Annotated in this window: 14 protein-coding genes; 13 read left to right on the top strand and 1 reads right to left on the bottom strand. The window is 59.1% G+C overall.

The window, feature by feature from the left end:
• The first annotated feature begins 1 nt into the window (after position 1).
• The 3 genes from E9954_RS09285 (at position 2) to E9954_RS09275 (ending at position 4,739) form a co-directional block, all read left to right on the top strand.
• A complete protein-coding gene (locus E9954_RS09285) occupies positions 2-1,675 on the top strand; it encodes a sulfatase (RefSeq protein ID WP_136078902.1) in 1,674 nt (557 codons plus the stop codon).
• Between the two features lie 140 nt (positions 1,676-1,815).
• Entirely contained in the window at positions 1,816-3,213 is a 1,398-nt protein-coding gene (locus E9954_RS09280; RefSeq protein WP_168442115.1) for a sulfatase, read from the top strand.
• Positions 3,213-4,739 (top strand): sulfatase, encoded by a 1,527-nt coding sequence (locus E9954_RS09275; RefSeq protein ID WP_136078900.1) that lies wholly within the window; start codon positions 3,213-3,215, stop codon positions 4,737-4,739. Before E9954_RS09280 ends, E9954_RS09275 begins: the two co-directional genes overlap by 1 nt.
• A gap of 380 nt (positions 4,740-5,119) precedes the next feature.
• Here E9954_RS09275 and E9954_RS09270 read toward each other — a convergent pair whose 3' ends face one another.
• Positions 5,120-6,997, bottom strand: coding sequence for a glycoside hydrolase family 2 protein (locus E9954_RS09270; protein ID WP_136078899.1), 1,878 nt, complete (start codon positions 6,995-6,997; stop codon positions 5,120-5,122).
• A gap of 167 nt (positions 6,998-7,164) precedes the next feature.
• Here E9954_RS09270 and E9954_RS09265 point away from each other — a divergent pair, with 167 nt between their 5' ends.
• The 10 genes from E9954_RS09265 (at position 7,165) to E9954_RS09220 (ending at position 25,179) form a co-directional block, all read left to right on the top strand.
• The gene (locus E9954_RS09265) at positions 7,165-8,535 is read left to right on the top strand and encodes a sulfatase family protein (protein WP_222847122.1); all 1,371 of its coding nucleotides are present in this window, start codon (positions 7,165-7,167) and stop codon (positions 8,533-8,535) included.
• Positions 8,536-8,541: 6 nt separating this feature from the next.
• On the top strand, positions 8,542-10,158 hold the full coding sequence (locus E9954_RS09260; RefSeq protein ID WP_136078898.1) for an arylsulfatase: 1,617 nt from the start codon (positions 8,542-8,544) through the stop codon (positions 10,156-10,158).
• Between the two features lie 84 nt (positions 10,159-10,242).
• Positions 10,243-11,622, top strand: a complete 1,380-nt coding sequence (locus E9954_RS09255) for a sulfatase family protein (RefSeq protein WP_136078897.1) — start codon at positions 10,243-10,245, stop codon at positions 11,620-11,622.
• Positions 11,622-13,241 (top strand): arylsulfatase, encoded by a 1,620-nt coding sequence (locus tag E9954_RS09250; RefSeq protein WP_136078896.1) that lies wholly within the window; start codon positions 11,622-11,624, stop codon positions 13,239-13,241. Before E9954_RS09255 ends, E9954_RS09250 begins: the two co-directional genes overlap by 1 nt.
• Positions 13,242-13,249: 8 nt before the next feature.
• Positions 13,250-14,614, top strand: a complete 1,365-nt coding sequence (locus tag E9954_RS09245) for a sulfatase-like hydrolase/transferase (RefSeq protein ID WP_222847121.1) — start codon at positions 13,250-13,252, stop codon at positions 14,612-14,614.
• A 76-nt stretch (positions 14,615-14,690) separates the two neighbouring features.
• Positions 14,691-15,836, top strand: a complete 1,146-nt coding sequence (locus E9954_RS09240) for a family 43 glycosylhydrolase (RefSeq protein ID WP_136078894.1) — start codon at positions 14,691-14,693, stop codon at positions 15,834-15,836.
• A gap of 135 nt (positions 15,837-15,971) precedes the next feature.
• Positions 15,972-18,851, top strand: coding sequence for a sensor histidine kinase (locus E9954_RS09235; protein ID WP_136078893.1), 2,880 nt, complete (start codon positions 15,972-15,974; stop codon positions 18,849-18,851).
• Positions 18,848-19,495 carry a response regulator gene (locus tag E9954_RS09230; protein WP_136078892.1) on the top strand — a complete coding sequence of 216 codons (648 nt, stop codon included), beginning with the start codon at positions 18,848-18,850 and terminating at the stop codon, positions 19,493-19,495. The genes E9954_RS09235 and E9954_RS09230 overlap by 4 nt, the downstream gene beginning before the upstream one ends.
• Before the next feature lie 117 nt (positions 19,496-19,612).
• Positions 19,613-24,130, top strand: a complete 4,518-nt coding sequence (locus tag E9954_RS09225; RefSeq protein WP_136078891.1) for a PKD domain-containing protein — start codon at positions 19,613-19,615, stop codon at positions 24,128-24,130.
• 221 nt (positions 24,131-24,351) lie between these two features.
• The gene (locus tag E9954_RS09220; protein WP_136078890.1) at positions 24,352-25,179 is read left to right on the top strand and encodes a PEP-CTERM sorting domain-containing protein; all 828 of its coding nucleotides are present in this window, start codon (positions 24,352-24,354) and stop codon (positions 25,177-25,179) included.
• The last annotated feature ends 22 nt before the right edge of the window (positions 25,180-25,201 follow it).

Genomic DNA, 25,201 nt, shown 5'->3' with positions numbered 1-25,201 from the left:
AATGAATAAAAAAATCGGTGTCTATCTGTGTTTATCCGTGGTTCTTTTGTCCGTGGTTCGCGCTGCGGAAAAGCCGATGAATGTTTTGATGATCGCGGTGGATGATCTGAACGACTGGGTCGGTTTTCTGGGCGGGCATCCGCAGGCGAAGACGCCGAACATGGATCGGCTGGCGGCGCAGGGCATGGTGTTCGAAAACGCGCAGTGCGCGGCCTCGGTCTGCAATCCCTCGCGCGCGGCGACGATGAGCGGCATCGCCCCCTATGTTTCGGGGGTGTACGGCAACGGCGATTTCATGCGCGACAGCGCCGTGTTGAAAAATGCCGTCACCCTCCCGCGTTATTTCAGCAACCATGGCTACACCTCGATGGTGCGCGGCAAGATTTTCCACCATCCGTCGGGCGACTGGGCCGACCCGCAGTCGTGGGATATCTTCAGCGACCCGCGCACGGACAAGCGGCCGGTGCCGATCGGGCAGACGACCGACATGTCGCCCTACAAAGACATGAAGGTATCCAACCAGCTTGCCGTGGGCGGCGGTGTGCCGATTGGATGGAAGGGCACGATGGAGCCGAAGGAAACCACCGCCGACTACCAGAACGCGCTCTGGGCGGCGCAGTGGTTGACCGATTCCGCGAAGCAGGAAACACCGCAGCCGTTTTTTCTGGCGTGCGGTATTTTCCGCCCGCACCTGCCGTGGAATGTTCCACTCGAATACTATGCGCGCTTTGAGCTGGATAAGACCCGGCTGCCACCGATCAAGGACGACGATCTTGCCGATATTCCGGGGCAGTCGCCGAGCAAGGAATACACCTATGCGCTCGAGAACGGCCTGCGCGAAGAGGCGGCCTGGGCCTATCTGGCCAACTGCGCCTATGCCGACGACTGCGTCGGTGTGATTCTCGACGCGCTTGAAAAAAGCCCCTACCGCGACAACACCATTGTGGTGCTGTGGGGCGACCATGGCTGGCACCTCGGCGAAAAACAGCGCTATAAGAAATTCACCCTCTGGGAAGAGTCCGCCCGCATGCCGTTCCTCATCAAGGTGCCCGGAATGACGCCGGGGCGCACGGTTTGCCCCGTCGGTTTGATTGATCTCTACCCGACCCTCGTCGAGCTGTGCGGCCTGCCGGAGAAGGACGGCTTGAGCGGCAGAAGCATTGTGCCCGTGCTGGAGAATCCGGTGGCGGAATGGGCGCACCCGGCGATTACCACCATGGGCGCGGGCAACCACAGCCTTCGCACCGAACGCTGGCGCTACATTGTCCGCCAGGGCGGGCCCGAGGAGCTGTACGACCACAACAACGATCCGCAGGAGTGGACGAACCTCGCCAACAACCCCGAATTTGCCGAGGTGAAGGCCCGTTTGAAAACGTTCGTTCCGAAAGCCGTCGCCAAGGAGGTCGAACGCGAGGAATATGTCCATCCCGGAATCCACCACAACAAAGGGAAAAAGGGCCGGCTGGTGCCGGAGTTTTCGCAGGAGGTCACCGAATACACCTTCACGTTCAAGGGCGATAACGTCCGCTGGAACTATGAAGGCGAAGCGCGCTCGGTGAAGATCAACGGGCAGGAAACGCGCGAGCGTTCCATCCGCAATCCCGGCACCGTCACCATTGAAGTCATTGATAAAGGCGGCGTCAAAACCACCTACACCATCAAGCAGTCGAAATGAAAATTCTCATTCCACCTGATGTAGATGACCGCAAAGACTCGAAGGCGCAATGGGATGTGAATCTTCGTATCTTCGCGTCTTTGCGGTCATTGATTTTCGTTGTATCAGTTGCTCTCGTTTCTGGTGTCTCTGCGGAAAAGATGAATGTATTGATGATTGCCATCGACGACATGAACAACTGGGTCGGCTGCATGGGCGGGCAGGCGACGACACCCAATATTGATCGGCTGGCCGGGCAGGGGCGTTTGTTCAGCAACGCCTATTGCGTGGTGCCGGCCTGCAACCCGTCGCGCGTGGCGCTGCTTTCGGGGCTGCGTCCGGAGACGACCGGGCAGTTCGGCAACGAGGGGGATTTCCGGCAGCGCCCGGGCGGCGACGGCATCGTGGTATTGCCGCAGCACTTCCGCAACAACGGCTACGAGGCGGTGGCGGCGGGTAAGATTTTCCATAAACCGCGCGGGGGCGGAAACAATCCTGAGCCGGCGTCCGATCCCAAGTCGTGGGATGCGCAGTACAAGGGTAAAACGGGGACGGGCGGTCATGCCAACTATCTGAATGAGGATGGGTTCGCCAAATGGCACGGCGGGAAGTTTACCGACTATCTCGGCAAGTTCGGTGTCTGGGGGCCGTGCCCGGAGCCAAAGGAAAAAACCGGCGACTGGATGGCGGCGGACTATATTGCCGACTACCTGAAGCAGGATCATCGGAAACCGTTCTTCGCGGCGTGCGGCATCTTCCGCCCGCACGAACCATTGCTGGCACCGAAGGAATACTTCGATCGCTTCCCGCTCGATGAAATCGAACTGCCGAACGTACCGGATGACGATTTCGGCGACATTCCGGAGGTGGCGCACGAAAACTTCAGCACGCCGTTCTTCCTCGATGGCGTGAGACCGATGGGGCAATGGAAGAAGGCGGTGCAGGCCTATCTGGCCTGCATGGCGTTCGCCGACGATTGCGTCGGTCACGTTCTCCAAGCCTTGGAAGAAAGTGACTATGCCGACAACACCATTGTTGTGCTCTGGACGGATCACGGCTGGCAACTGGGGCACAAGCACCGCTGGGAAAAATTTTCGCTCTGGAAGCAGGGCTCGAATGCGCCGCTGATCTTTGCTTCCCCCGATATGGCCTTTAAAGGCAAGGCGTCGGATGCATCGGTTTCGTTTCTGGATATCTATCCGACGCTGGTAGAACTATGTGGTCTTTCCAAGCGTCCCGAGTTGGAGGGCAACAGCCTTGTGCCGTTGCTGAAGAATCCTTCCAAGGATTGGAACCATCCGGCAATCGTGACCGACACACAGCGCGCCGACCGTTCGGTGGTTTACAAACATTGGAACTATATCCGCTACTACAACGGTGACGAGGAGCTATACGACCATTCCAAGGATCCGGACGAATTCACGAACCTCGCGAACCATCCGGAATACGGTGCGGTCAAGGCCCGGCTCGCGGCCATGCTGCCGACGAAGGAGCAATTCCCCGACTGGCGCAACCACGAGGAAGAACGCGAACGCAACAAAGCCATGGGTAAACATTAATGCAAAAACAAACTAAACAGATCGTTAACAACGAAGGCACTAAGAACACGAAGGTGATGCAGGTTTGCTCCTTCGTGTTCTTCGTGTCTTTGTGGTTGAATCCCGACGCATTGATCGCTGCAGAGAAGCCAATGAACGTCGTGATGATTGCGATCGACGATATGAACAACTGGGTGGGTTGTCTGGAAGGCAGGGCGCAGACGCCGAACATTGACCGTTTGGCGAAGCAGGGGATGCTGTTTTCCAACGCCTACTGCGTTGTGCCCGCCTGCAATCCGTCGCGTACGGCGATCATGACCGGGCTCCGTCCGGAAACCACCGGGCAGTTCGGCAACGAAGGGGATTTCCGCCTGCGCCCCGGCGGCGAACAATGGGTGACGATTCCGCAGCATTTCCGCGAACACGGTTACGAGGCGGTGGCCGCCGGAAAGATTTTCCATAAGGAACGGCAGTCGCTGGAGGAGCCCAACCCGATTTCCGATCCGGTTTCATGGAACGACCAATGGGTGGGCGAGCACGGCACCGAAGGCCACGAAAACTATCTGAACGCCGAAGGCTGGGCCAAGTGGCACAACGGCCGATTCGGCAACTATCTCGGCAAGTTCGGCGTCTGGGGGCCGTGTCCGGAACCGAAGGAGGAGACGGGCGACTGGAATGCGGCGGGTTACATTGCCGACTATGTGGCCCAAAAACACGACAAGCCGTTCTTCGCGGCGTGCGGCATCTTCCGCCCGCACGAACCGCTGCTGGCGCCGCAGGAATATTTCGATATGTTCCCGCTCGATGAAATCGAACTGCCGAACGTGCCGGAAGATGATTTCGACGATATCCCGAAGATTGCGCACCGCAACTTCAGCTCAAACTTTTTCCTCAAGGGTGTGAAGGAGATGGGCGAATGGAAAAAGGCGGTGCAGGCCTACCTCGCCTGCATGGCCTTCGCCGACGACTGCGTCGGGCGCGTGATCGACGCCGTGGAAAACAGCCCGAACGCCGACAACACGATCATTATCCTATGGACGGATCATGGTTGGCAGCTGGGGCACAAGCACCGTTGGGAAAAGTTTTCGCTTTGGCGCCAAGGCACCAATTCACCGCTGATCTATAAGGTGCCCGGGCTGACGAAGCCGGGTTCGCGCTGCGAGCGCGCGGCGACGTTTCTCGACATCTATCCAACGCTTTCCGAGCTGTGCGGCTTGCCGATCCGCCCGGAACTGGAGGGACAGAGTATTGTTCCGCTGTTGAAAGATCCTTCCAGGGATTGGAAGGTGCCGGCGGTGATTACCGACCACTACGGGCCCGACTATTCCATTGTGCTCGATCAGTGGAACTACATTGTCTATCGCGATGGTTCCGAAGAACTCTACGACCATTCCAAAGATCCGGACGAGTTTACCAACCTGGCGAACAATCCCGAATATACCGTGGTCAAAAAACGACTCGCCAAATGGGTGCCGACCTTAAAGACGAATCCCAAATGGTTTAAGCACGGCCCCGAACGGGCACGCAATAAAGACATGCCGCATTAAATGAAAACACCCCGCAGCAAGCCGCGGGATATTCACCTTCACTCGGGCATGGAACCACGGATGAACACGGATGGACGCGGATAATCATAAAGATACGAAAGCTGTCCCGCCTTCCCCGTGGGTTATGGATGTCCTGTTTGGGTATCTGATTTTATCCGCATTCATTTGAGCCTCTTGCAAAACCCTTCGAGTTTGCGAGGCGGTTTTTTGTTAAAAGTCATTGGTTATTGGGCTAAACCACTGGTTGCGTATGACTTGTCCTGATAACCAATAACCAGTACCTGATAACAGGAGCGGCAAAACCAGAGGTTTTGCAAGTTCCTCATATGTGGTTCATGTACGTTTCCAGGATTAACCCTGGGTTTCGTACGGGCTGCGGATTATTCCGCAAGCCCGTTGGCCTTGTGAAGTTTTTTCAGTTCGGCGGCGGGGATCTTGAGCACTTTGCGATCGTAGGTCATGAGGCCGTTGATCTCGACTTCGACGTCGGTGGTCTGGGTATAGACGCCTGCCGAGACGCCCTGTTTCTTCAGCTCGCCGAGGATGCGCGCCGACTCGGAAAAGCGGGCCTTGTATTCATCGAGGGTCTTTGGCAGTCCGCCATAGCCCCAGTTGCGGTTCTGGATTTTCCAGATGTGGCCATCCACGGGCCAGCCGTGCCCGCCATACTCGCCGACCACTTTCAGGTAGCCGTTGAATGCCGGGTCGTCCATCGGGAACATGGGATGGGGATATTGGTGGTGGTCGGCAATGTCGCCTACGGGGAAAAAGTTGCCGCCACTGGCAATGTTGATCGAACGGGAAGGATCGTATTGGGCGATCCATTCGCCGACGGCCATGGTGCGGTGCTGGCCCCAACGTTCGTTGAAGGGAGTCCAGACTACGATGGATGGGTAATTGTGGAGGTGATCGACCATGCCCTTGAGTTCGGCCATCCACTGCTCATGCGCCCAGTCGGGCCATGCCTTGTCGAGTTCGGTGATGGGGGAGTCGGGCTGGTGCAGGCGCTTCCATTCCGGCCACTCGGATTTTGCCTGGGCTTCCTTCTTTTTTATCGGGGGCGCATTCTTCGGGGCGCCCACACGGGTTCCGCCGGAAACCTGATCCTGCCAGACGAGGAAGCCCATCCGGTCGCAGTGGTAGTAGTAGCGCCGCGGTTCGACCTTGATGTGCTTGCGGATCATGTTGAAGCCGGCCTCCTGGAGATAGTGCATGTCGAAAAGCATGGCCTCTTCGGAGGGGGGCGTGAGCAGGCCGTCGGGCCACCAGCCCTGGTCGAGCGGGCCGTAGTGGAAGATCTCTTCGCCGTTGAGGGTGAAGCGCCAGTTGCCGTCGGCATCCTGCCGCTTTCCGCATTCGCGAATCCCGAAATAGGAGTTAACGGTGTCCAGTACATTGCCGTTTGCATCGACCAGCTCAACCTTCAGGTCATACAGGGCCGGGGATTTCGGCGACCAGAGTTTCGGGGCATCCACCTTCAGCTTTTCCGTGCCGGAGGAAACCTCCTTGCCATCCAGATAGGCGGTGGTCTTGATGGAACCTTTCCCGACGATGGTCGGCTGGATGGCAATGTCGCCGGTAACCCTGGTGTCGATCCTGACGGACTGGATATGGTTTTCCGGAACGGTCTCGAGCCAGACGGTCTGCCAGATGCCCGAAACCGGGGTGTACCAGATGCCTCCGTTTTTGAAAACCTGTTTACCGCGCAACTGATAGGTGCCGGGCGTGTCGGTGGCATCGAGCACTTTAACGAGCACTTCGTTCGAACCCGCCCGGGCCGCATTGCCGATGTCGAAGCTGAAGGGCAGGTTGCCGCCAATGTTCGATCCGACCCGCTGGCCGTTCACCCAGACCTCGGTCTTGTAGTCGACTGCTTCGAAGTGCAGCAGCAGGCGCGTTCCCTCTTTCGGGGCATGGTTGAAGGTTCGCTTATACCAAAGCGCCTCGGACGGCTGCAATTTGCGCCCGACGCCGGAGAGCGGGGCTTCGAGTGCGAAAGGAACGAGGATGTCGCCATCCCAGGCCGACGGCTTGGATGCGGCTTTGTCGGTCACGGCATAGTTCCAGAAGCCATTCAGGTTTTTCCAGTCGGCCCGCTCCATTTGCGGGCGCGGATATTCCGGCCAAACATTGGCGGGGTCGAGCTTTTCGCCCCAGGGGGTCAGCATGGTGTTTTCGGCCGGCTTCCAATCGGAAGCGCCGGCCAGCGACAGGTGGGCACAGAGTGCCGCGCTGGTTATGGTAAATAAAGTTTTCATGGTTGTTCCTTTCAGTTAAAGCCAATAGGGAAACACATCCGCATGGCGTTGTCATGTCACCAATGTGAGTGACACCGGCGGCGGGGGCTTGTAGCTAGTTTAAGTGACACGATCTTCGTCCGGGATTGCGCTAACATACCGTCTTTTGGATAACGAAAGGTGGAACAATGAATGAACGATGGGTAATGGCATTGGGTTTGGTTTTTTGCGTGGGCGCATTGGCGGCGGAAAAACCGAACATGGTGATTTTTTTGGCGGACGACCACGGGCGGGCGGAATGCCAGGTCTATGGCGGAGAGGTGCGGACTCCGATGATGGCGTCGCTGGCGAAGGACGGATTGGTTTTCGATCATGCGTTCGTGGCTTCGCCCGCCTGCGGCCCCAGCCGGTCGGCGTTGCTCAGTGGCCTGATGCCGGCGCGCAACGGGGCGGAAGGCAACCACGTTAAGCCGCGCCCCGAAACGCAGGTGATGGTCAAGCACCTGAAGCAGGCAGGTTATGAGGTGGTCGCATTCGGCAAAGTGGCGCACAACAACTATGCAACCATGATGGGGTTCGACCACGACTTTCCCAAAAAGACCGGACTGGCGGAGAACGTCGAAAAATTCCTGAAGCAACGGACGTCGCAAAAGCCGCTCTGCCTGATGGTGGGCGACCGTCGTCCGCATGTGCCGTGGACGAAGCAGATGGACTATGATCCGGCAAAGATCACCCTGCCCGCGCATTTCATCGATACCCCCGAAACGCGCGAGCACTGGGCGCGCTACCTGACCGACGTCACCGGCATGGACGACGAAATGCGGCGGGTGGACGAGCTGGCCGAAGCCTATTTCGGAAACCGCGACTATCTCTTCATGTATACCGCCGACCACGGAGGCCAATGGCCCTTCGGCAAGTGGAACCTCTACGATGCCGGTATCAATGTGCCGATGATTGTCCGCTGGCCGGGCAAGGTGAAGCCCGGAACGCGCACGGATGCCATGGTGAGCTGGATCGATATCTTCCCGACCCTGCTGGAACTCGTTGGCGGAGAAAGTCCGGCGGATATCGACGGCCGGTCGTTCGCAAATGTGTTGACGGGAAAGGCGGAAAAGCATCGCGACGCCATCTTCACAACGCACACCGGCGACGTGAAAATGAACGTCTACCCGATGCGCAGCGTGCGCACCGAGCGCTTCAAGTATATCCGCAACACGCATCCGGACTGCTACCACTCCAACCATTCCGATATCCATCGCAAGGACGGTGCCGGAGCCTATTGGGATTCGTGGGATGCCGCCGCGAAAAACAATCCTGAAGCGAAGGCCGTCATTCAGAAATATTACCAGCGCCCGGAAATCGAATTTTTCGATCTGGAGAAGGATCCGCAGGAGCAGATCAACCTTGCCGGCAATCCGGAGTATAAGGCGCAGATCGCGAAGATGTCGGCCATGCTCGACGACTGGATGAAGGAACAGGGCGATACGATCCGACTGGAGCACCAGCCCTATCCGCTCAGCGGCCCGACGCCGCATGAAATCCAACCCTCAAACAAATAGAAGGTCATGATGAAACACTGGTTAACGATGCTGTGTATGTTGATGGGGTTGGGTTCGTTCGCCGAACGGCCAAACGTTATGATCGTGCTGTTCGACGATCTCGGCTTCAGCGATCTCGGCTGCTACGGCGGCGAAATTCCAACGCCGAACATCGATCGGCTGGGAAATAACGGATTGCGCTTTACGCGCATGACCAACTCCGCACGCTGCTGCCCCAGCCGCGCCTCGCTCATGACGGGCCTGCATCCGGGCCAGACGGGCATCCCCAATTTCGGCGGCGCGCTGGTCGAAGACTGCGCCACGCTGGGCGAAGTGATGCGCGGCGCGGGCTACCAGACCTACGCGGTGGGCAAATGGCACGTCGGGCACGTTCCGACCGACCGCGGGTTCGACGAGTTCTATGGCTATCCCGCCGGGCACTCCCAAGACCAATGGTCGCCGGGAAAATATGTGCGGCTGCCGAAAGGGCGGGAGCCGGAAATCAAGGTGAAGGATTTCTATGCCACGGATGTGTTCACCGAATATGCGCTGGAGTTTTTGAAGCAGGCGGAAAAAAAGGACACGCCGTGGTTCATGTATCTCGCGCACTCGTCGCCGCACTTTCCGTTGCAGGCGCCGATCGAATCGGTCAAGCCGTTCGTCGATACCTACCGCAAGGGGTGGGATGTGCTCCGCTCGGAGCGCTTTGAAAAGCTCAAGCGCATCGGGCTGGCCGAGGGCGAAGGGTGGGCTCTGACGGATCGGTCGGTGGTGCCGGTTGAACAGAACAACCAGATCGCGAACGGCTATTCCGGCGAGCCGAATCCGGCCTGGAATGACCTTGATACTGACCTGCGGGAGGATCTTGCGCACCGCATGGCGCTCTATGCCGCGATGGTCAGGCACGTCGACGACGGTATCGGGCGGATTGTTGAGCAGCTTAAAAAGACGGGCGACTACGAAAACACGGTCATCATGGTGTTGTCCGACAACGGTGCGTGCTACGAGTGGGGGCCGCTCGGCTTCGATAAGCATTCGCGCGCAGGGATCACCAAACTGCACACGGTGGCGGAGCTCGAAACCATCGGCGGGCCCGGATCCTACATTTCCGGCGGGTCGGCCTGGGCGAACCTGTGCAACACGCCGTTCCGCATGTATAAGCACTATTGCCACGAGGGCGGCATTGTGACGCCCTTCATCGTGCACTGGCCAAAGGGCGTCGAAGCGCCGGGCCGCTGGGTGCGCGACTCCGCGCATATTGTCGATATCATGTCCACGATGGTGGATGTGAGCGGCGCACGTTATCCCGAATCCGTTCAACCGATGGAAGGCGTGAGCCTCGCGCCGCTGTTCAGGCCGGGCAATGCGCTCAACTCGCGCACGCTGTGCTATCAGCACTTCGGCGCCAGGGCCATCCAGAAGGGCACGTGGAAAATGGTCAAGGGCAACGATCGCTATCCCAACAAAAACTGGGAGCTGTTCGACCTTTCCGCCGACCCCTGCGAAACGAAAGACCTCGCCGCGAAGCACCCGGAGTTGGTGGCAACCTTGGAACGGGAATGGGATGCCTGGGCGAAACGCACCAAGGCGATGGGCAGCGGGAACAAGCCAAAGAAAAACGGCAACAAAAAGAAAAAAGGCTAATAAGGGATTCACAGGAATAATCTCACTGAAGCGCTGTTCTCTGAGATCTCTGTGGTGAAAAAATCAGTTAAATGAGGTGTAACTATGAGAAGACTAATCACGCTTGTTTCTATCGCGCTGGCTGCGGCCTCGGTTTGGGCGGCGGAAAAGCCGAACTTTGTTTTCATGATCGCGGACGATTGCACGTTCCGCGACATTGGTTGCTACGGCGGCCAGGCGTACACGCCGAACATCGACCAGTTGGCCCGGGAGGGCATGAAGTTCACGCGCGCCTTCCAGGCCGCTCCGATGTGCTCGCCGACGCGCCACAACATCTATACCGGCCAATATCCCGTCAAGAGCGGTGCCTATCCGAACCACACGCATGTCGATCCCGACATGAAGAGCGTCGTGCAATATCTCGGTGCGCTCGGCTACCGGGTGGCGCAGAGCGGCAAGACCCACGTAAGTCCCGGCTCGGTCTTTGCATGGGAAAAACTGGGCACGGTCAACAACCCGGAGTTCGACAAGGTGGATGCCTTCATGGCCGACTGCAAAGGCAAGTCCGAACCCTTCTGCCTGCTACTCTGTTCCAACGAGCCGCACTCCCCGTGGGACAAGGGCGATGCCTCGCGCTATCCGCCGGCCAAAATCCAGCTTCCGCCCTATTTCGCGGACACGCCGGAAACGCGCGAGGCGATGTCGCGCTACCTGGCGGAGATCACCTACTACGATTCGCAGGTGGGCGAAGCTCTGGCGCTGCTTGAAAAAAACGGAATGGCCGAAAACACCTTGGTGATTGTTGTGAGCGAGCAGGGCAGTTCGTTCCCGTTCGCGAAATGGACGTGCTACGACAACGGCCTGCAATCCGCCTTCCTCGCCCGCTGGCCCGGCAGGATCAAGCCCGGTTCGGTGAACAAGGCGATGATTGAATATGTGGATATTCTTCCGACCTTTATTGAAGCGGCGGGCGGTACGCCGGCCGGGGTGCTGGATGGCAAAAGCCTGCTCTCAGTCTTTGGAGGAAAGCAGCAACATAAGGAATTTGTCTTTGGCGAAATGACGACGCGGGGCATCAACAATGGTTCCGACCATTTCGGCATCCGTTCCGTCCGCTCCGAACGCTTCAAATATATTCTGAACTTCACGCCGGAGATGGAATTCCGGAATGCCTGCACCCGGTCGAAGGAGTTCAGGAGCTGGCAGGCCAAGGCCGCCGCCGGCGATCCCAAGGCCGCGGCGCTGGTGCAACGCTACACGTTCCGGCCGGCTATCGAGTTGTATGATGTTGTGAACGATCCGCTCGAAATGCACAACCTGGCCGATAACCCGGAATATGACGAAGTGAAAAAGGAGCTGGCTACCGAGCTGGAGCGCTGGATGGCGCATTGCGGCGACGAAGGGCAGGCCACTGAAATGAAGGCGCTCGAACGCATGGGCGCCGGCAAGAAGGCCAGTCCCAAAAAGAAAAGGAAGAACCCCTGATGAAGATTCTGCTGCCCTCCCTGCTGATCGCTCTTTCCGCCGCCGCCGCGCCGCGTCCCAACATCGCGTTGATTATGGTCGACGACATGGGCTATTCCGATATCGGCTGCTACGGCGGCGAAATCAATACACCCAACATGGATCGTCTGGCGGGCAACGGAGTGCGCTTCTCCCGCTTCTACAACGGGTCGCGCTGCTGCCCGACGCGCGCGTCGCTTATGACCGGGTTGCACTCGCACCTCACCGGCATCGGCCACATGACCAATCCGCCGAACAGCAAGGGACACGATGCCGGGGAAGAATTCCCGAACTACCGCGGCTTTCTCAACCGCGAGTGCGTGACGATTGCCGAGGTGCTGCAGCCGGCGGGCTATGCCACGCTGATGACCGGCAAGTGGCACCTCGGCTATAACGATCAGGATCGCTGGCCGTTGCAGCGCGGGTTCGAAAAATACTACGGTTGCATTGCCGGTGCCACGCGCTTTTTCTATCCGTTCAATGAACGCGATATGACTTTCGGAAACGAAACCGACACGGAAAAGAAGAGCACCACCGACCGCCCGTTCTACACGACCGACGCTTTCACGGATTATGCTATCCGCTTTATCAACGAGGAGAAGCAGGGGCAGGATCGGCCGTTCTTTCTCTATCTGGCCTACACCGCGCCGCACTGGCCGCATCAGGCCCACGAGGAGGACATTGCCAACTATGCCGGGAAATACATGCAGGGCTGGGATGCCCTGCGCGAACAGCGCTACAAACGCCAGATCGAGCTCGGGTTGATCAAACCGGAGTGGAAGCTCTCGCCGCGCGATCCGAAGGTTCCGGCCTGGGAGTCGCTCGACGCCGAAAAGCAGCAGGAAATGGATATGCGCATGGCGGTTTATGCCGCCATGATCGACCGCGTCGACTGGAACATCGGCAAACTCGTCCAGACCCTGGAAAAGAACGGGCAGCTCGACAACACCTTGATTATGTTCCTCTCCGACAACGGCGCCTGCGCCGAGGGGCCGCCGCTGGGCCGCGGTGAAATCATGGATGTTAATAAACGCAACCAGGAGACCGGCAACAACTATGGCGCCGCCTGGGCAAATGTTTCGAGCACGCCGTTCCGCCTCTACAAGCACTACACCCACGAGGGCGGCGCGGCTACGCCCTTCTTCATGCACTGGCCAAAACGCATCAAGCCGGTTGATGAGTGGTATGAATCACCCGCGCAGCTCATCGATGTGATGCCGACCGTTTTGGAAATCACCGGGGCAACCTATCCTCAAAAGTTCGGTGGCAAAAAAATCCATCCATTGCGCGGGGTATCGTTGGCTCCCGCCTTCGAAGGTAAGCCGATCCAGCGGCGCGCTCCGATGTTTTCCGAACATGAAAACAATGCCTTCATGATGGACGGCGACTGGAAGCTCGTCGGCAAGGGCGTGGCCGCCAATGTCGGCGTGAAGAAGAATCTCTGGGAGCTGTACGACCTGTCGAAGGATCGAACCGAACTCAACAACCTTATTACCGAACAGCCCGAACGCGCCTCGCAAATGATGGCCGCCTGGAAGCGCTGGGCGGATGAAGACCTGGTTTATCCAAAGCCGGTTAAAAAGAAAAAGGGGGAAAAATGAGAAGGCTCATGGCACTGCTACTGGTTGCATCTTCAGCTTGGGCAGTTGCTCCGAACATTGTGCTGATCCTGGCCGACGATCTGGGATGGAATTCGGTGGGGTGGCATAACCCCGATGGGGTGAAGACTCCGAACCTCGACCGCCTCTGCAGGGAGGGACTTGAACTGGACAACTTCTACGTCTCGCCCATGTGCAGTCCGACCCGGGCCGGATTGCTGACCGGACGCTATCCGATCCGCTACGGTTGCGCCCGTGCCGTTATTCCACCCTGGCGCGACTTCGGCCTGCCTGTGGATGAAACCACGCTGGCCGACGCGCTCGCGGAGGCGGGCTATGAAAAGCGCGGGGTCTTCGGCAAGTGGCATCTGGGCCATGCGCAGACAAAATGGCACCCGAACAACCGCGGTTTCACCGATTTCATCGGCTGCTACAACGGTGCGATCGATTATTTCACCCACGAGCGCGATGACGAACTCGATTGGCACCGTAATGGCGAAAGCCTCCGGGAGGAGGGGTACGCAACGACACTGATCGGCGGGCACGCCTCGGAATTCATCCGCGATGCTGCGAAGGGCGACGCACCCTATTTTTGCTATGTGCCGTTCAACGCGCCGCACTCGCCGTTCCAGGTGCCGGAGGAATACCGCGCGCCCTACGCGCGTTTCAAGGACAAGAAAAAGCAAACCTATCTGGCCATGATCTCTGCCATGGACGAGGCCGTTGGGGAAATCCTCGAAACCATCGAGGCGACGGGCGAAGCTGAAAACACCATCGTCTGGTTCCTCAGCGACAACGGGGCCGAGGGGGGCATCTCGGGCGGCAACAGCCCGCTGAACGGCGCCAAGCTTTCGGCCTACGAAGGCGGTGTTCGCGTTCCGGCCTGCGTGCGCTATCCGGCCGACTATCCGGGCGGCCGCAAGCTTTCGGCGCGCATGGCGTTCATCGATGTCATGCCAACTCTGCTGCGGTTGGCAGGCGTCGAACAACCGGTGAAACCCTTCGATGGAATCGATCTGAATCCGTTGCTGTCGGGCAAAACGGATCGGCTGCCTGCACGCGATCTTTATATTTACCACGGCCAGCAGGGGAGCGATAAGGAGCGCAATGCCGTCATTTCCTGGGAATGGAAACTGGTCGTCAATGGCCCGGACGTGCTGGGCGGGCGCGTGGGCGCCCAGAAGATCGAGCTGTTCCATATCGCATCCGATCCAAACGAGTCGAAGGATGTCGCCGCCGAACACCCGGAAACGGTGGAAGAGTTGTTCGCAAAGCTTGTTTTGTTCCGGAAGCTCCAGCCACAAAACGCCGTGCCGCCCTACAAGGAGGGACGCGAGGGTTTTGTTGCTCCCGAAGATTGGAAGATCTCCATGTAGCTAGAATTGGTGACATGACGTTGCGACCGGAAATGATTATGGTGTTGGGCTTATTGGAACAATCAAGGAGAGAAGCATGAAGAAGATGATGTGTGGTTTTATGTTGGGCGCCCTTGCCGCCGCCGGGTCGGCGGATGCGCAAATGCTGCTGCACGACGGCCCGTTGGTTGGCCCCGTGCGCCCCGCCATGGCGAGGGCGGAGATCGAAGCCGGGTTGAAGAGCCACGATAAGGCGCTCTACATCAAGGAGGGCTGGATCCGCGATCCCTACATTGTGATGGGGCCCGACGACCAGTATTATCTGACCGGAACCACCATCAATCCCGACGATCCGCGCGAGGAAACCGATCCCTACAACCCCGGTCTTGGAAACCAGTCCGCCGTGGGCAGCGTGGTGCAGATCTGGCGCAGCCCGGATTTGATCGACTGGGAATATCTCGGAACACCGTTCACGCTCGAAGACAGTTTTCACAAAAAGCCGGGCAATGTCATCTGGGCACCGGAAGTGCACTGGATCGAAGAGATGAACCGTTGGGCCTTGGTGCATTGTCCGAAGGGCAAAGCCAATCTGGCATTGAGTGCGGGTACGGATATCAAGGGGCCGTGGACGCATCCCATGGGTAAAAACCTGGGAGGGCGTCACGATCCGTCGCTCTTCAAGGATGGCGACACCTACTGGCTGCTTTGGGGCAACACCGAGGTTGCTCCGCTGAACAAGGATTTCACGGCCTACACCGCCAATCCGAAACGGATTGATCCGGCCGGTTCCCGCGTAAACTCAAAAGGCGAGAAAAAGTCAGTGATCGGCCACGAGGGTGCAACCGTCCGCAAGATCGGAAACAAGTATGTTCATTTCGGCACGGCCTGGTCGACCGACATGGGACGGCAGGGTTCCTATAACCTGTACTATTGCACCTCGGATTCGATCGACGGCACCTACGGGCCGCGCAAGTTTGCCGGTCGTTTCCTCGGCCATGGCACACCGTTCCAGACGCGCGACGGAAAGTGGTGGTGCACCGCGTTCTACAACGCGAACGTCCTGCCTCTGGAAGTTGAAGGCATTCAGGAACGCGATCTTTCCGAGACCGCCCAGACCATCAACCACCGCGGTACCACGATCGTACCGTTGGAAGTAAAGATTCAGGACGACGGCGATATTTATATCCGCGCCAAGGATCCGGCCTACGCCGCGCCCGGCCCGGACGAGGTGCAGAAATTCTAACCCTTGTTCCAGGTCGATCCGTCAAGGCTCCCCGCATCACCGTGGAGCCTTTTTCGTTTGGCGGGCCGTTTAGCGCTTTGATGGATCGGTTGCGACCGGTATACATACCGTGAACAACGCTTTAAACGAGGTTCCATGAAAAAGAAGCAGGTAAAGGAAGCTGTGGCCGCATGCGCAATCCGCGGGATTGCGTTGGCTTCCTTGCTGCTGGCGCTGCCGGGCCGGTTATCCGCCGGCGAAGTCTGGGAAGACCAACGCTACGTAATCAAAACCTGGAAGGTGGGCGACGGCTTGCCGTTCAACCGGGTGGAGGATGTTGTTCAGCGTCGCAACGGCTTTGTCTGGGTTGCAACACTCAACGGGGCGGCGCGTTTTGATGGCGTTGAATTCGAGCCGTTCAACAAACGCATGTTCCCCATGCTACCGAACAACCGGGTGTCCAAACTCCACGAGGATCGGGCGGGCAACCTTTTCCTCGGGCATGCCACCGGGCATGTAACGATCCGGGAGGCGGAAGGCTTCCGGGTGCTCGACTGCCCCGCCGAATGGACGGGCAGGCCGGTGACCGGGTTCCGTGAAGACGAGACCGGGAGCGTCTGGGCGCTGGCACCTGGAGGGCGCGCCCTGCTGGTTGCCCGGAACGGGGTTCCCTTGCAGGAACCGGAGCCGGTCGACGGGGATGACCTGCCGAAGCCGGTCGTTCGTTGGGAGGTGGTGCAGGAGCGGGTGGTCAGGATCGAGAACGAGCAGGTTGCCGAAGACCGCGGCGAAACCCCTTGGGTGATCGAGGAGCAGCCCATCGTTCTTCTGGAGCTCGCCAACGGAGACCTGGCGGCGGGGTCGACCCACGGCGGGGCCTTCATCCTGCGGCACTCCGGCGGTGAAGCGGTGCAGATTACGGCGGCCGAGGGGCTCGCATCGAGTACGGTGCTTTGTTTGGCCGAGGATGCCGAGGGCCTGCTTTGGGTGGGGACTACGTCGGGCCTTCAACTCATCCGCCCGGTCGGGTTCCGGCAGCAGCGTCTGGGAGGTACGGCATGGAAATTTCAGGCCGTCCGTTCGATTGCACCGAGGCGTGATGGCGGGGTATGGATCGGTACAAACAAGGGCAATATCTGGTTCATGGATGAAGACGGGCTGGGACGGATCCATCCGGAACTGCACGGGGAAACGGTGCGCCGTGCGCTCCTTGAGGATTCGGAGGGCGCGCTGTGGTTCAACGACGACGAGGGTTTCCTTTTGCGGTCGAACGGGCGGAAACTGCAAAAGGTGATGTCCGCAAAGAAGGCACGCGAGCGCATCTGGGTGCTCCATGAAGACCGCAACGGCGTGCTCTGGGCGGGAGGCGACAAGGGCTTATGGAACAATGCCGGAGGGCGCTGGCATCTGGCGTTTGGTTCGAAACGAAACGTCGCTCAGGTTCGCTGCATGGCCGAGGCGACCGATGGAACCCTCTGGATTGGCATGGAGGAGGGCGGATTGGCCTCGCTGCGGGATGACCGGTTGACGCACTATGGCCGGGCGGACGGGTTGCCGAACGAGTATGTGACGGCACTGTGCATCGACAAGGATGCGGATACGCTCTGGATCGGCTCATGCGGCAACGGGCTGGCCGTGCTCAGCCATGGCCGCATTTTAGAGGTGCCGCTTGGCCAGCTTATCGTGTCGCATATCCTGGACGACGGTGCGGGGCGCCTGTGGGTGGTGGGCGAGCACGGCGTAGCCGTCGTGGATAAGGCGATGGCCCGGCGCGCCGCCGGAACCGGCGAAACAATCGAAGTCCACGTGCTGTTCGGGAAGGAGGATGGCTTCGATGCGCCGATCGATATCGATGCGGGGCTATCCACCTCCTGCCAGGGAGGCGCAGGCTGTTTTTGGTTCGCCGCCGATCGCCAGGTTGCAACCTTCTACCCCGAGGCCATCAGCCTATGGAGCAACAGCGTGCCGCTACGGGTTACGGACGCCGTGGTGAACGAAAGCCCGATCGCGGTCGAGGGCCGGGAAAAACTGGGGCTGGCGCCCGGGGTCAACCGGCTGGACATCCACTTCGCCGCCCTGAGCCATGGCACCCCGACCAGCCTGCGGTTCCGCTGCCGGATGAAGGGGATCGGCGAGGAATGGATCGATCTGGGAAGCCGGCGGTTCGCCACATTCCAGCGGCTTCCGCCGGGCAGCTACCGTTTCGAACTCACCGCGGCCAACCGCGACGGGGTTTGGAACCGGGAGCCATTGGGGCTGGATATCAACATCCAGCCGCACTACTGGGAAACCTGGTGGTTCAAAACCCTATGCTATTCCGCCGGGGTGGGAATTGTGGCGTTCATCTCCTTGAGCATTGCCGAACGGATGAGCCGGAAAAGACTGATCCTCGCCGAGCAGGCCAAGGCGGTGGAGCAGGAGCGCACCCGCATTGCCATGGACATCCACGACGAAATCGGTTCCGAGCTCACCCGCATGCAACTGCTCTGCCATAAGGTTCAACGCACTGCTGCAACGGACGGGGTGGCGCGCGCCCTGGCCGGCATTGGCGAAATGGATCAGGTGGTGCGCAAGCTGGTCTTTTCGCTCGACGAGATTGTCTGGGTGGTCAGCCCGGGGAACGACAACGTGGACAACATGGTGGGCTATCTCGCGAAATATGTCTCCAGCTATCTCCGCACCACCGATATCCGGCCCGAGATCGACCTGCCGCTCGAACTGCCGCTTACCCCCGTTCCCGGGCATGTCCGGCACAACCTCTTCCTGGCGGTCAAGGAGGCGGTCAACAACATCGTGAAGCACTCGGATGCAAGCAAGGTGGTGTTTAGCGCGGCCATCGCCGACGGCAGGCTGACGGTCAGGATTACGGACAACGGCAAGGGGCTCGACTCTTTCGAGAGCGAGCGGTTCAAGCGCGGGCTGCGAAGCATGCGCCGCCGGATGGATATCATGAAGGGGCAATGCGATATCCGCAGCAACGAGGGCGGCGGCACCACCGCCGAATTTATGATGCCCATTCCGGAGAACATCAAATGAGTGATAAGACGGTTACGATTGCCATCGTGGATGACCATGAGGCCACGCGCGAGATGATTGCGGATTTGATTCGGGACGAGTCCAAATATGAATGCATCGGTGTTTTCGGCGATTCGGCCCAGGCCGTGGAGGAACTCCCGCGGCTCCGCCCGTCCATCATCCTTATGGACATCAACATGCCCGGCAAAAACGGCATCGAATGCGTAACGGCGCTGAAGCCCCAAATGCCCGACACCGATTTCGTGATGCTGACCGTCTACGACCAGACGGACTACATCTTCCAGGCGCTGGCTGCCGGTGCGGTGGGCTATCTCCTGAAACGCTCCGTGGTCGACGACCTGCTGCCCGCATTGGACGAAGTGGCGGCGGGCGGCTCTCCGATGGACAGCGACATTGCCCGCAAGGTGGTGCAATCGTTCCAGCAACCTGCGCCTGCGTCCGGACAATCGGATGAACTCAATGAACTTTCGGAACGCGAAATGCAGGTGCTTCGGTTGCTGGCCCGCGGCAGGCTCGCGAAGGAGATCGCCGACGAGCTCGACATCTCGCCCTACACAGTCAACACCTACCTCCGCCGCATCTACGAAAAGCTCCATGTCCACTCCCGCTCGGAGGCCGTGGCCAAGTTTGTCGGCCTGGAATAGGTTTTTTTTCAAGCCCCCCTCTGTAGTTAGTTTCGGCGACATGACAACTTTTCTTTAAATGGTACTTTCTTATGGATTGAGAAAAGCAGTCCGGGATACCTAAAGAGGATTTCACGCATGAAAAAGTCGGTCGTTGCCGTTTCCATTCCATTACTCGCACTGATTGCGTTTCTGCTCCCAGAGCGGAACACGCAGGAATCTTCGAAAGGCAGTCCCGCCGCAGGGCCGGTCGCAGCGCCTTCCGAAAACGAGCTGCAACCCCATGCCGCTTTATCGGTAGCCGATGTGCCGGTGGAGCCGAAGCTGGATCCCTGGACGCGGCAGCTAAAAGCCGCCTATGCCGCCGATCCGGCGGACGTCGATTTCCAGGCACTGGAGTCATTCAATAACTGGATCGTTTCGGAGGAGCGCGATGCGGCGAAAGGGATCGTGCTGGCGAAGGCGCGCCGGGTTTCGCTCAATGCGCTGGCCAGGCTGAACCCGGAAAAAGCGTGGGATTTTTTCGTCCCTCTTTCCGGGCGCAGCGGGCTTCCGCCTGAAGTGGCGGCGCTGCTGGCCGAGCCGGTTTCCGGCAGGGCCGACTGGCAACCGAGCGCGGTCTGCATGGATCCGAACCTTGATTTCAGCACGTTCTACGAGGTGGAGTTCGAGGGGGGCGAACCGGAATATGCGATCCCGGTCGGCAGGCTGGAGGAGATGGGGAATCCCAAAGGTATCGCCCTGGAAGGCTACCGCCTCGACGACATCACCGTCTGCGCGGCGATACCCGGAGCCGAGTTTCCGGAAGACGAGGGGGAGGTTGCGGCCGCGCCGGAGGAATCGGCCGGTGGGCTGCAGGACGCCCTGCCATTCCTGTCGCGACCGACCGACAATGTTAACGAAGGATGGCGCGAACTGCTCTACATGCGCACCTCGTTCGATGGCTGGAATAACAACCAGTCGGAAAGCGCGGCGTATAACCAGTGGCGCACCGTCAACGACCTGCTGATGAAAAACTCGAAGGGCCGCTACCAGGTGCTCGTTACCGTCACGCCGGTCATCGATATGCAGGCTCACGCCGCAACCTATGGCCATTCGCCGGACATCTCGACCTACGATGTGAACGGCCTGCGCGCCGCGGTCAAGGATGTGGCCGAAAAGCATTATGGCTACGATATCTCCGACTACGGCCATCAGGTGATCTACTGGCAGAACGGCCCCGGCACCTTTGGCGGGCTGGCCAGCCTGCCGGGATCCGCGCTCAGCCTGAAAACCACCAGCAACAGCACCGCCTACCACGAGCTGGGGCACAACATGAATTTCCATCACTCCGGCTTCCTGAAAGACCAGGGCGCGGAGGATAACTATGCCGGAAGCATCGACCTCGGAACCCACGAGGAATACGGCAATCCCTTCGACCACATGGGCCATTGGAGCACCGTGGGTGGCAACGCCAACTTCGACGAATCCCATTTTTGCGCCGCCGCCGCACGCAAGTGGAACTGGCTGCATGCCAACGAAATCTATGCCTTCCGCGATTCAGGCACTTTCCGGATTCATGCGTTCGACGAAGAGACCGTTCGGCACGACAGGCGCTATGCCATCGAATTCGTGCGCAGCGACGGGAAGCAATACTATGTTTCCTACTATAAAAACATAGCGAAAAGCCCCAACGCCCATGCCCATGAAAACGGCGCCCGTCTGGAAGTGCTCAACGAGCCGTTGGCCGGGTCGGGCATCAAGCCGGTGTTGATCGATGCCACCTATTGGTCGAAGCATGAACGGCAGGATGCCAATATTCCGATAGGGTGGACGTTCCAGGATCAGGAAGAGGGTGTCTTTATCACGCCGCTGGCGCGGGCCGCCGACCGCAGCTGGATGGATGTCCATGTGCATCATGGCTTCGATCCGTCCAACCGGCCTCCGGTCATTGGAAGTTTTACGGCCAGCGATGCGACCCCGGGAACCAGCCAGACCGTAAACTTTTCCATCTCCGCTTCCGATCCCGACGGGGATGAACTGGCCTACCACTGGTATTTCGACGAGGACGGGTGCGACTGGCACCGGGATCTGAACCAGCCGGCAGCGAGTTTCAGTTGGTCGGCCGACTCCTATCGTTCGGTCATCTGCACCGTCACCGACATGAAGGGCGGAACCGTCACCGCACAGCTGCTGATTACCGTGGGTTCGCCCACCGACTATTACATCACCGGGCAGGTGGTCGACAAATGGGGAAATCCGGTCGGCAGCGTACCGGTGGATAACGGCAAACCCATGACGGACGACGGCAACAACCTGATTTCCGGGCATCGCTCAACCCTCACGGATACCAACGGCATCTATACGCTCACCCGCCTGGACAACGGCGACTACAGCCCGCTTGCCCGCGTCTATGGGGATACGGGCGACCGCATCAATGGCTCGAACCCCGTCAACGTTTCGGGAGCGGCTGTGTCGGGGGTCGACCATGTACTGCGCACGGCGGAAATCGTGCCCTCCTCATCGAGCATTGCCGAGGACGGGGGGACTGCCACCTTCACGATCCGGCGCGATCCGAGCTATACCGGCAACCACAACATTCCGGTTCGGGTGATTGGAAAGGCCGTTCTTGATGCCGACTTCACCCTCACGCCGCCGCCGACCGACGGGCAGTATAATCTTCCGAGCGGAGTGCCTTCGATTTCCATCACGGTAACGGGGCTGCCGGACTCCGCCACCGAGGGGCCGGAGGATATCACGCTGGCCTTCGAACTGAACCGCCAGCTCAGCCTGGTCGGTTCCGTGCATGGCACCATTTGGATCGACGACGCGGAATCGGCCCTGCCGCGCGTTCGCCTTGCACCGGTCGGTCGAATCGTCCAGGAAAACGGAGGGACGGAGCTCATCCGTGCCACACGCTTTGGCGACACGGCGGCACCGCTGACCATCAACCTGAGCTCGACGGGGGATGCGGTGCATGGCGTTGATTTCAGTGTCGTGGGGGGATTGGCCCAAACCATTCCCGCCGGCGAGTCCTCGGTGGATATCGTGCTGCAAGGCATCGATGATGCGGAAACCGAAGGCCGCGAAAAAATCCAGATCAAGCTGGCCAACGGCTCCTATATCAAGGACAGCCAGAAGGATCCCGCCCTGTACATCGCCGACGACGATATCGCTGAGGTTTCCATCGAGGCGATCGATCCTGTTGCCGCGGAAGCCAGCTCGGATCCCGCGGTGTTCCGCTTCTTGCGGACGGGCGATCTGCAGGATGCGCTTTATGTGGAATACAACGCGCTCGGCACCGCACTGCACGGTACAGACTATGATGTGTTGCCGGGCGACATCACCATTCCGGCCGGGCTGGCCTATGTCGATCTGCCTGTCGCTGCGTTCAGCGATGCATTCGATGACGAGGGCGAAACCATCCAGTTGTGGCTAACCTCGAGCGAGACACTCTATCATCTTGGAACCTACTCCGGTACGGCCTCCATTATTCTGGGCGAGCTGCCTCCCGATGTTTCGCCGGCGGCCGGCGCGGGCGATCTGTTCTACGACACGTTCTGGCGCTACAACAGCGACGATGCCGACTCGGACGACGGCGGCATGTCGGGGAGCCTGCTCTCCTCGCTGGGAACGGGGGCAACCTATTACGAAGGGTTCGAAGGCTCCGGCCTTCCCGATTCCATTCAGGTCGCCGCCGCCATGCTGCGCATGGCCAACGGAAGCGGCATGAGTGAAAGCGGGCTGATGCATAACTTTATCGACCAGTCGATTGTGGATGCCGGCGGCTTCTCGGTTGAAATCAACGTGGCCGAAATCAATTCCGCCACCCCGCTCACCGACCGCTTCGCCGGTTTCGCGGTGGGCCTGACGCAGGCGGAAGCGACGGCGGGGCAGGACATCGGAACCAATGGCTCATTCCGCGGCAAGGACGGAGTGATTACCGGTACGGCTGATTTCTTCGTGGAGCTGAACAAGGAAAACAACGTGGTCGTATGGCGCCACGGGGTTCCGCTGGCCACCGTACCCGTCGGTGTTGAAGTCGGCACCCTGACGGCCGGATTTGCATGTAATGGATTCTCCACCTCGGACGCGGTCGAGGTGACGGTTTTCCTCGATGGGGTGTTGGTTGACATCAATCCCGGCGACGTCCATTCGAACTCGCAGACGTTCAATTGGCAGAACAACAATGCCAACTATATCGGGCTCAGCAGCCGGGCATCTAACTATGTGGATCTCGATCATCTGGCAATCCGCACATTCCCGATGTACAACGCAATGTTTGCACAAATCGCCTTCGATGCCGGATTGTCCGGTGCGGACGCCGCACCGGATGCCGACCCGGACAACGATGGTGAGAGCAGCTATGTTGAATGGGCGAAAGGTTCGGATATGATGGTTGGCAACATCCCGATCAAGTTTATCCAACTGCTGGCCGCTTCGGAGTCGGGCTTTACCTTCGAGCAGCGCAGATTGGTCGACCACGAAGCATTGGGCGTGAACTATCCTGTCCACTGGTCGAGCAACCTGGTCGACTGGGTCTCCTTTGTCCCGGTCGAGCTGGGGGCCACACCCGTGGCCGGCAATGGCAACTACGAAGATGTGGAGCTTGAAGTCGGCAACGGAATCACGGACGGAAAACAACACCTCTTCATCCGCGGAACCGTTGCTCCATAACGGGATTCAACGCAGTTACCACCCGCACACGTTTTGTCGCACGGCAATGCGCTTCCCGTGCTTTGCCGGCATTCGTTATCCACTGAAAATACACAGGTTGTGATCGTGTAGTTAATTTTGGTGACATGACGGAAATCCTGTTCCGCGATATGTTCTTTCCCTCAATGAACGAGGAAGCGTGCAACGCGCTTCCATGGTAGCAACCAAAAGGAGAATGAAGGATGGAAACGAGAGTTCAAAAACAATGGATCATAATCGGAGTCGCCGGTGCGATGGTACTGGCCTGCCAGGCAGATGTGGTGTTGAGCACGGACTTTGAAAGCTATGCCCAGACCGCGACGACCACGCCGACGACCGGGCTGGAATCCGTTTTTTCCGGAGGTTCGGATGTCGGGAGTTCTTTCGCCGATTCAGGAAACGGCGGCCAGCAATGGGTTGCAGCCAACCCGGAGGCGAATGGGAATACCAGTTTACAGGCGCTCGGCGGCGGCGACCAGACCGTGAACTTTAGCCAGGGCATCTTTTACTTCGGCGGAAATATGCTGCTCGATGGCATGACCATTAGCTATGACTTCTACAATGCCGGAACCGATGGCAACGCCAACGAGGGCGTCCGCATTGCGCTCAGGAACTCGGCCGACGCCGCACAGGGGTTTTTCCTGCGCAACGACCGCGACGGGCTGGTTAAAATCAATGGAACGGACGATGCGACTGCAAATGCAGGCGAGGGGGTCTGGCAGCATTTCACCATCAACTTCACGCTCGATGGAACAGATGGGTTGTATGACGTCGCGTATGCCATCACCAACCTCGAAAGCGGTAGCGAGATCCTGAGCTCGACCCTGTTGGATCAAAACGCCGGAGCCAATCTGGCCGACGGTCTCGTCAGCGGACTTTTTGTTGAAATATCCGATCCGAACAATCCGATTCTTTACCAGGGCTATGTGGACAACATCGTGGTGGATGCCGTTCCGGAGCCGGCAACGCTGGGCATTGTGGCCTTTGCAGGCGGCGCCATGCTGTGGATCCGGCGCCGGTTCAATATCTAGGCAACAAACGATGTTAAACCAA

Source organism: Pontiella desulfatans (assembly GCF_900890425.1).
Lineage (GTDB): Bacteria > Verrucomicrobiota > Kiritimatiellia > Kiritimatiellales > Pontiellaceae > Pontiella > Pontiella desulfatans.
Note: the sequence above shows the minus strand (reverse complement) of the source record. Positions and strands in the feature narration are given on the sequence as shown.

Excerpts from the sequence above, each read along its gene's own strand:
- E9954_RS09280 (WP_168442115.1), top strand. The coding sequence starts at position 1,816 with ATGAATGTATTGATGATTGCCATCGACGACATGAACAACTGGGTCGGC.
- E9954_RS09225 (WP_136078891.1), top strand. The coding sequence starts at position 19,613 with ATGAAAAAGTCGGTCGTTGCCGTTTCCATTCCATTACTCGCACTGATT.
- E9954_RS09240 (WP_136078894.1), top strand. The coding sequence starts at position 14,691 with ATGAAGAAGATGATGTGTGGTTTTATGTTGGGCGCCCTTGCCGCCGCC.
- E9954_RS09230 (WP_136078892.1), top strand. The coding sequence starts at position 18,848 with ATGAGTGATAAGACGGTTACGATTGCCATCGTGGATGACCATGAGGCC.
- E9954_RS09260 (WP_136078898.1), top strand. The coding sequence starts at position 8,542 with ATGATGAAACACTGGTTAACGATGCTGTGTATGTTGATGGGGTTGGGT.
- E9954_RS09265 (WP_222847122.1), top strand. The coding sequence starts at position 7,165 with ATGAATGAACGATGGGTAATGGCATTGGGTTTGGTTTTTTGCGTGGGC.
- E9954_RS09220 (WP_136078890.1), top strand. The coding sequence starts at position 24,352 with ATGGAAACGAGAGTTCAAAAACAATGGATCATAATCGGAGTCGCCGGT.
- E9954_RS09235 (WP_136078893.1), top strand. The coding sequence starts at position 15,972 with ATGAAAAAGAAGCAGGTAAAGGAAGCTGTGGCCGCATGCGCAATCCGC.
- E9954_RS09245 (WP_222847121.1), top strand. The coding sequence starts at position 13,250 with ATGGCACTGCTACTGGTTGCATCTTCAGCTTGGGCAGTTGCTCCGAAC.
- E9954_RS09255 (WP_136078897.1), top strand. The coding sequence starts at position 10,243 with ATGAGAAGACTAATCACGCTTGTTTCTATCGCGCTGGCTGCGGCCTCG.
- E9954_RS09250 (WP_136078896.1), top strand. The coding sequence starts at position 11,622 with ATGAAGATTCTGCTGCCCTCCCTGCTGATCGCTCTTTCCGCCGCCGCC.
- E9954_RS09285 (WP_136078902.1), top strand. The coding sequence starts at position 2 with ATGAATAAAAAAATCGGTGTCTATCTGTGTTTATCCGTGGTTCTTTTG.
- E9954_RS09275 (WP_136078900.1), top strand. The coding sequence starts at position 3,213 with ATGCAAAAACAAACTAAACAGATCGTTAACAACGAAGGCACTAAGAAC.
- E9954_RS09270 (WP_136078899.1), bottom strand. The coding sequence starts at position 6,997 with ATGAAAACTTTATTTACCATAACCAGCGCGGCACTCTGTGCCCACCTG.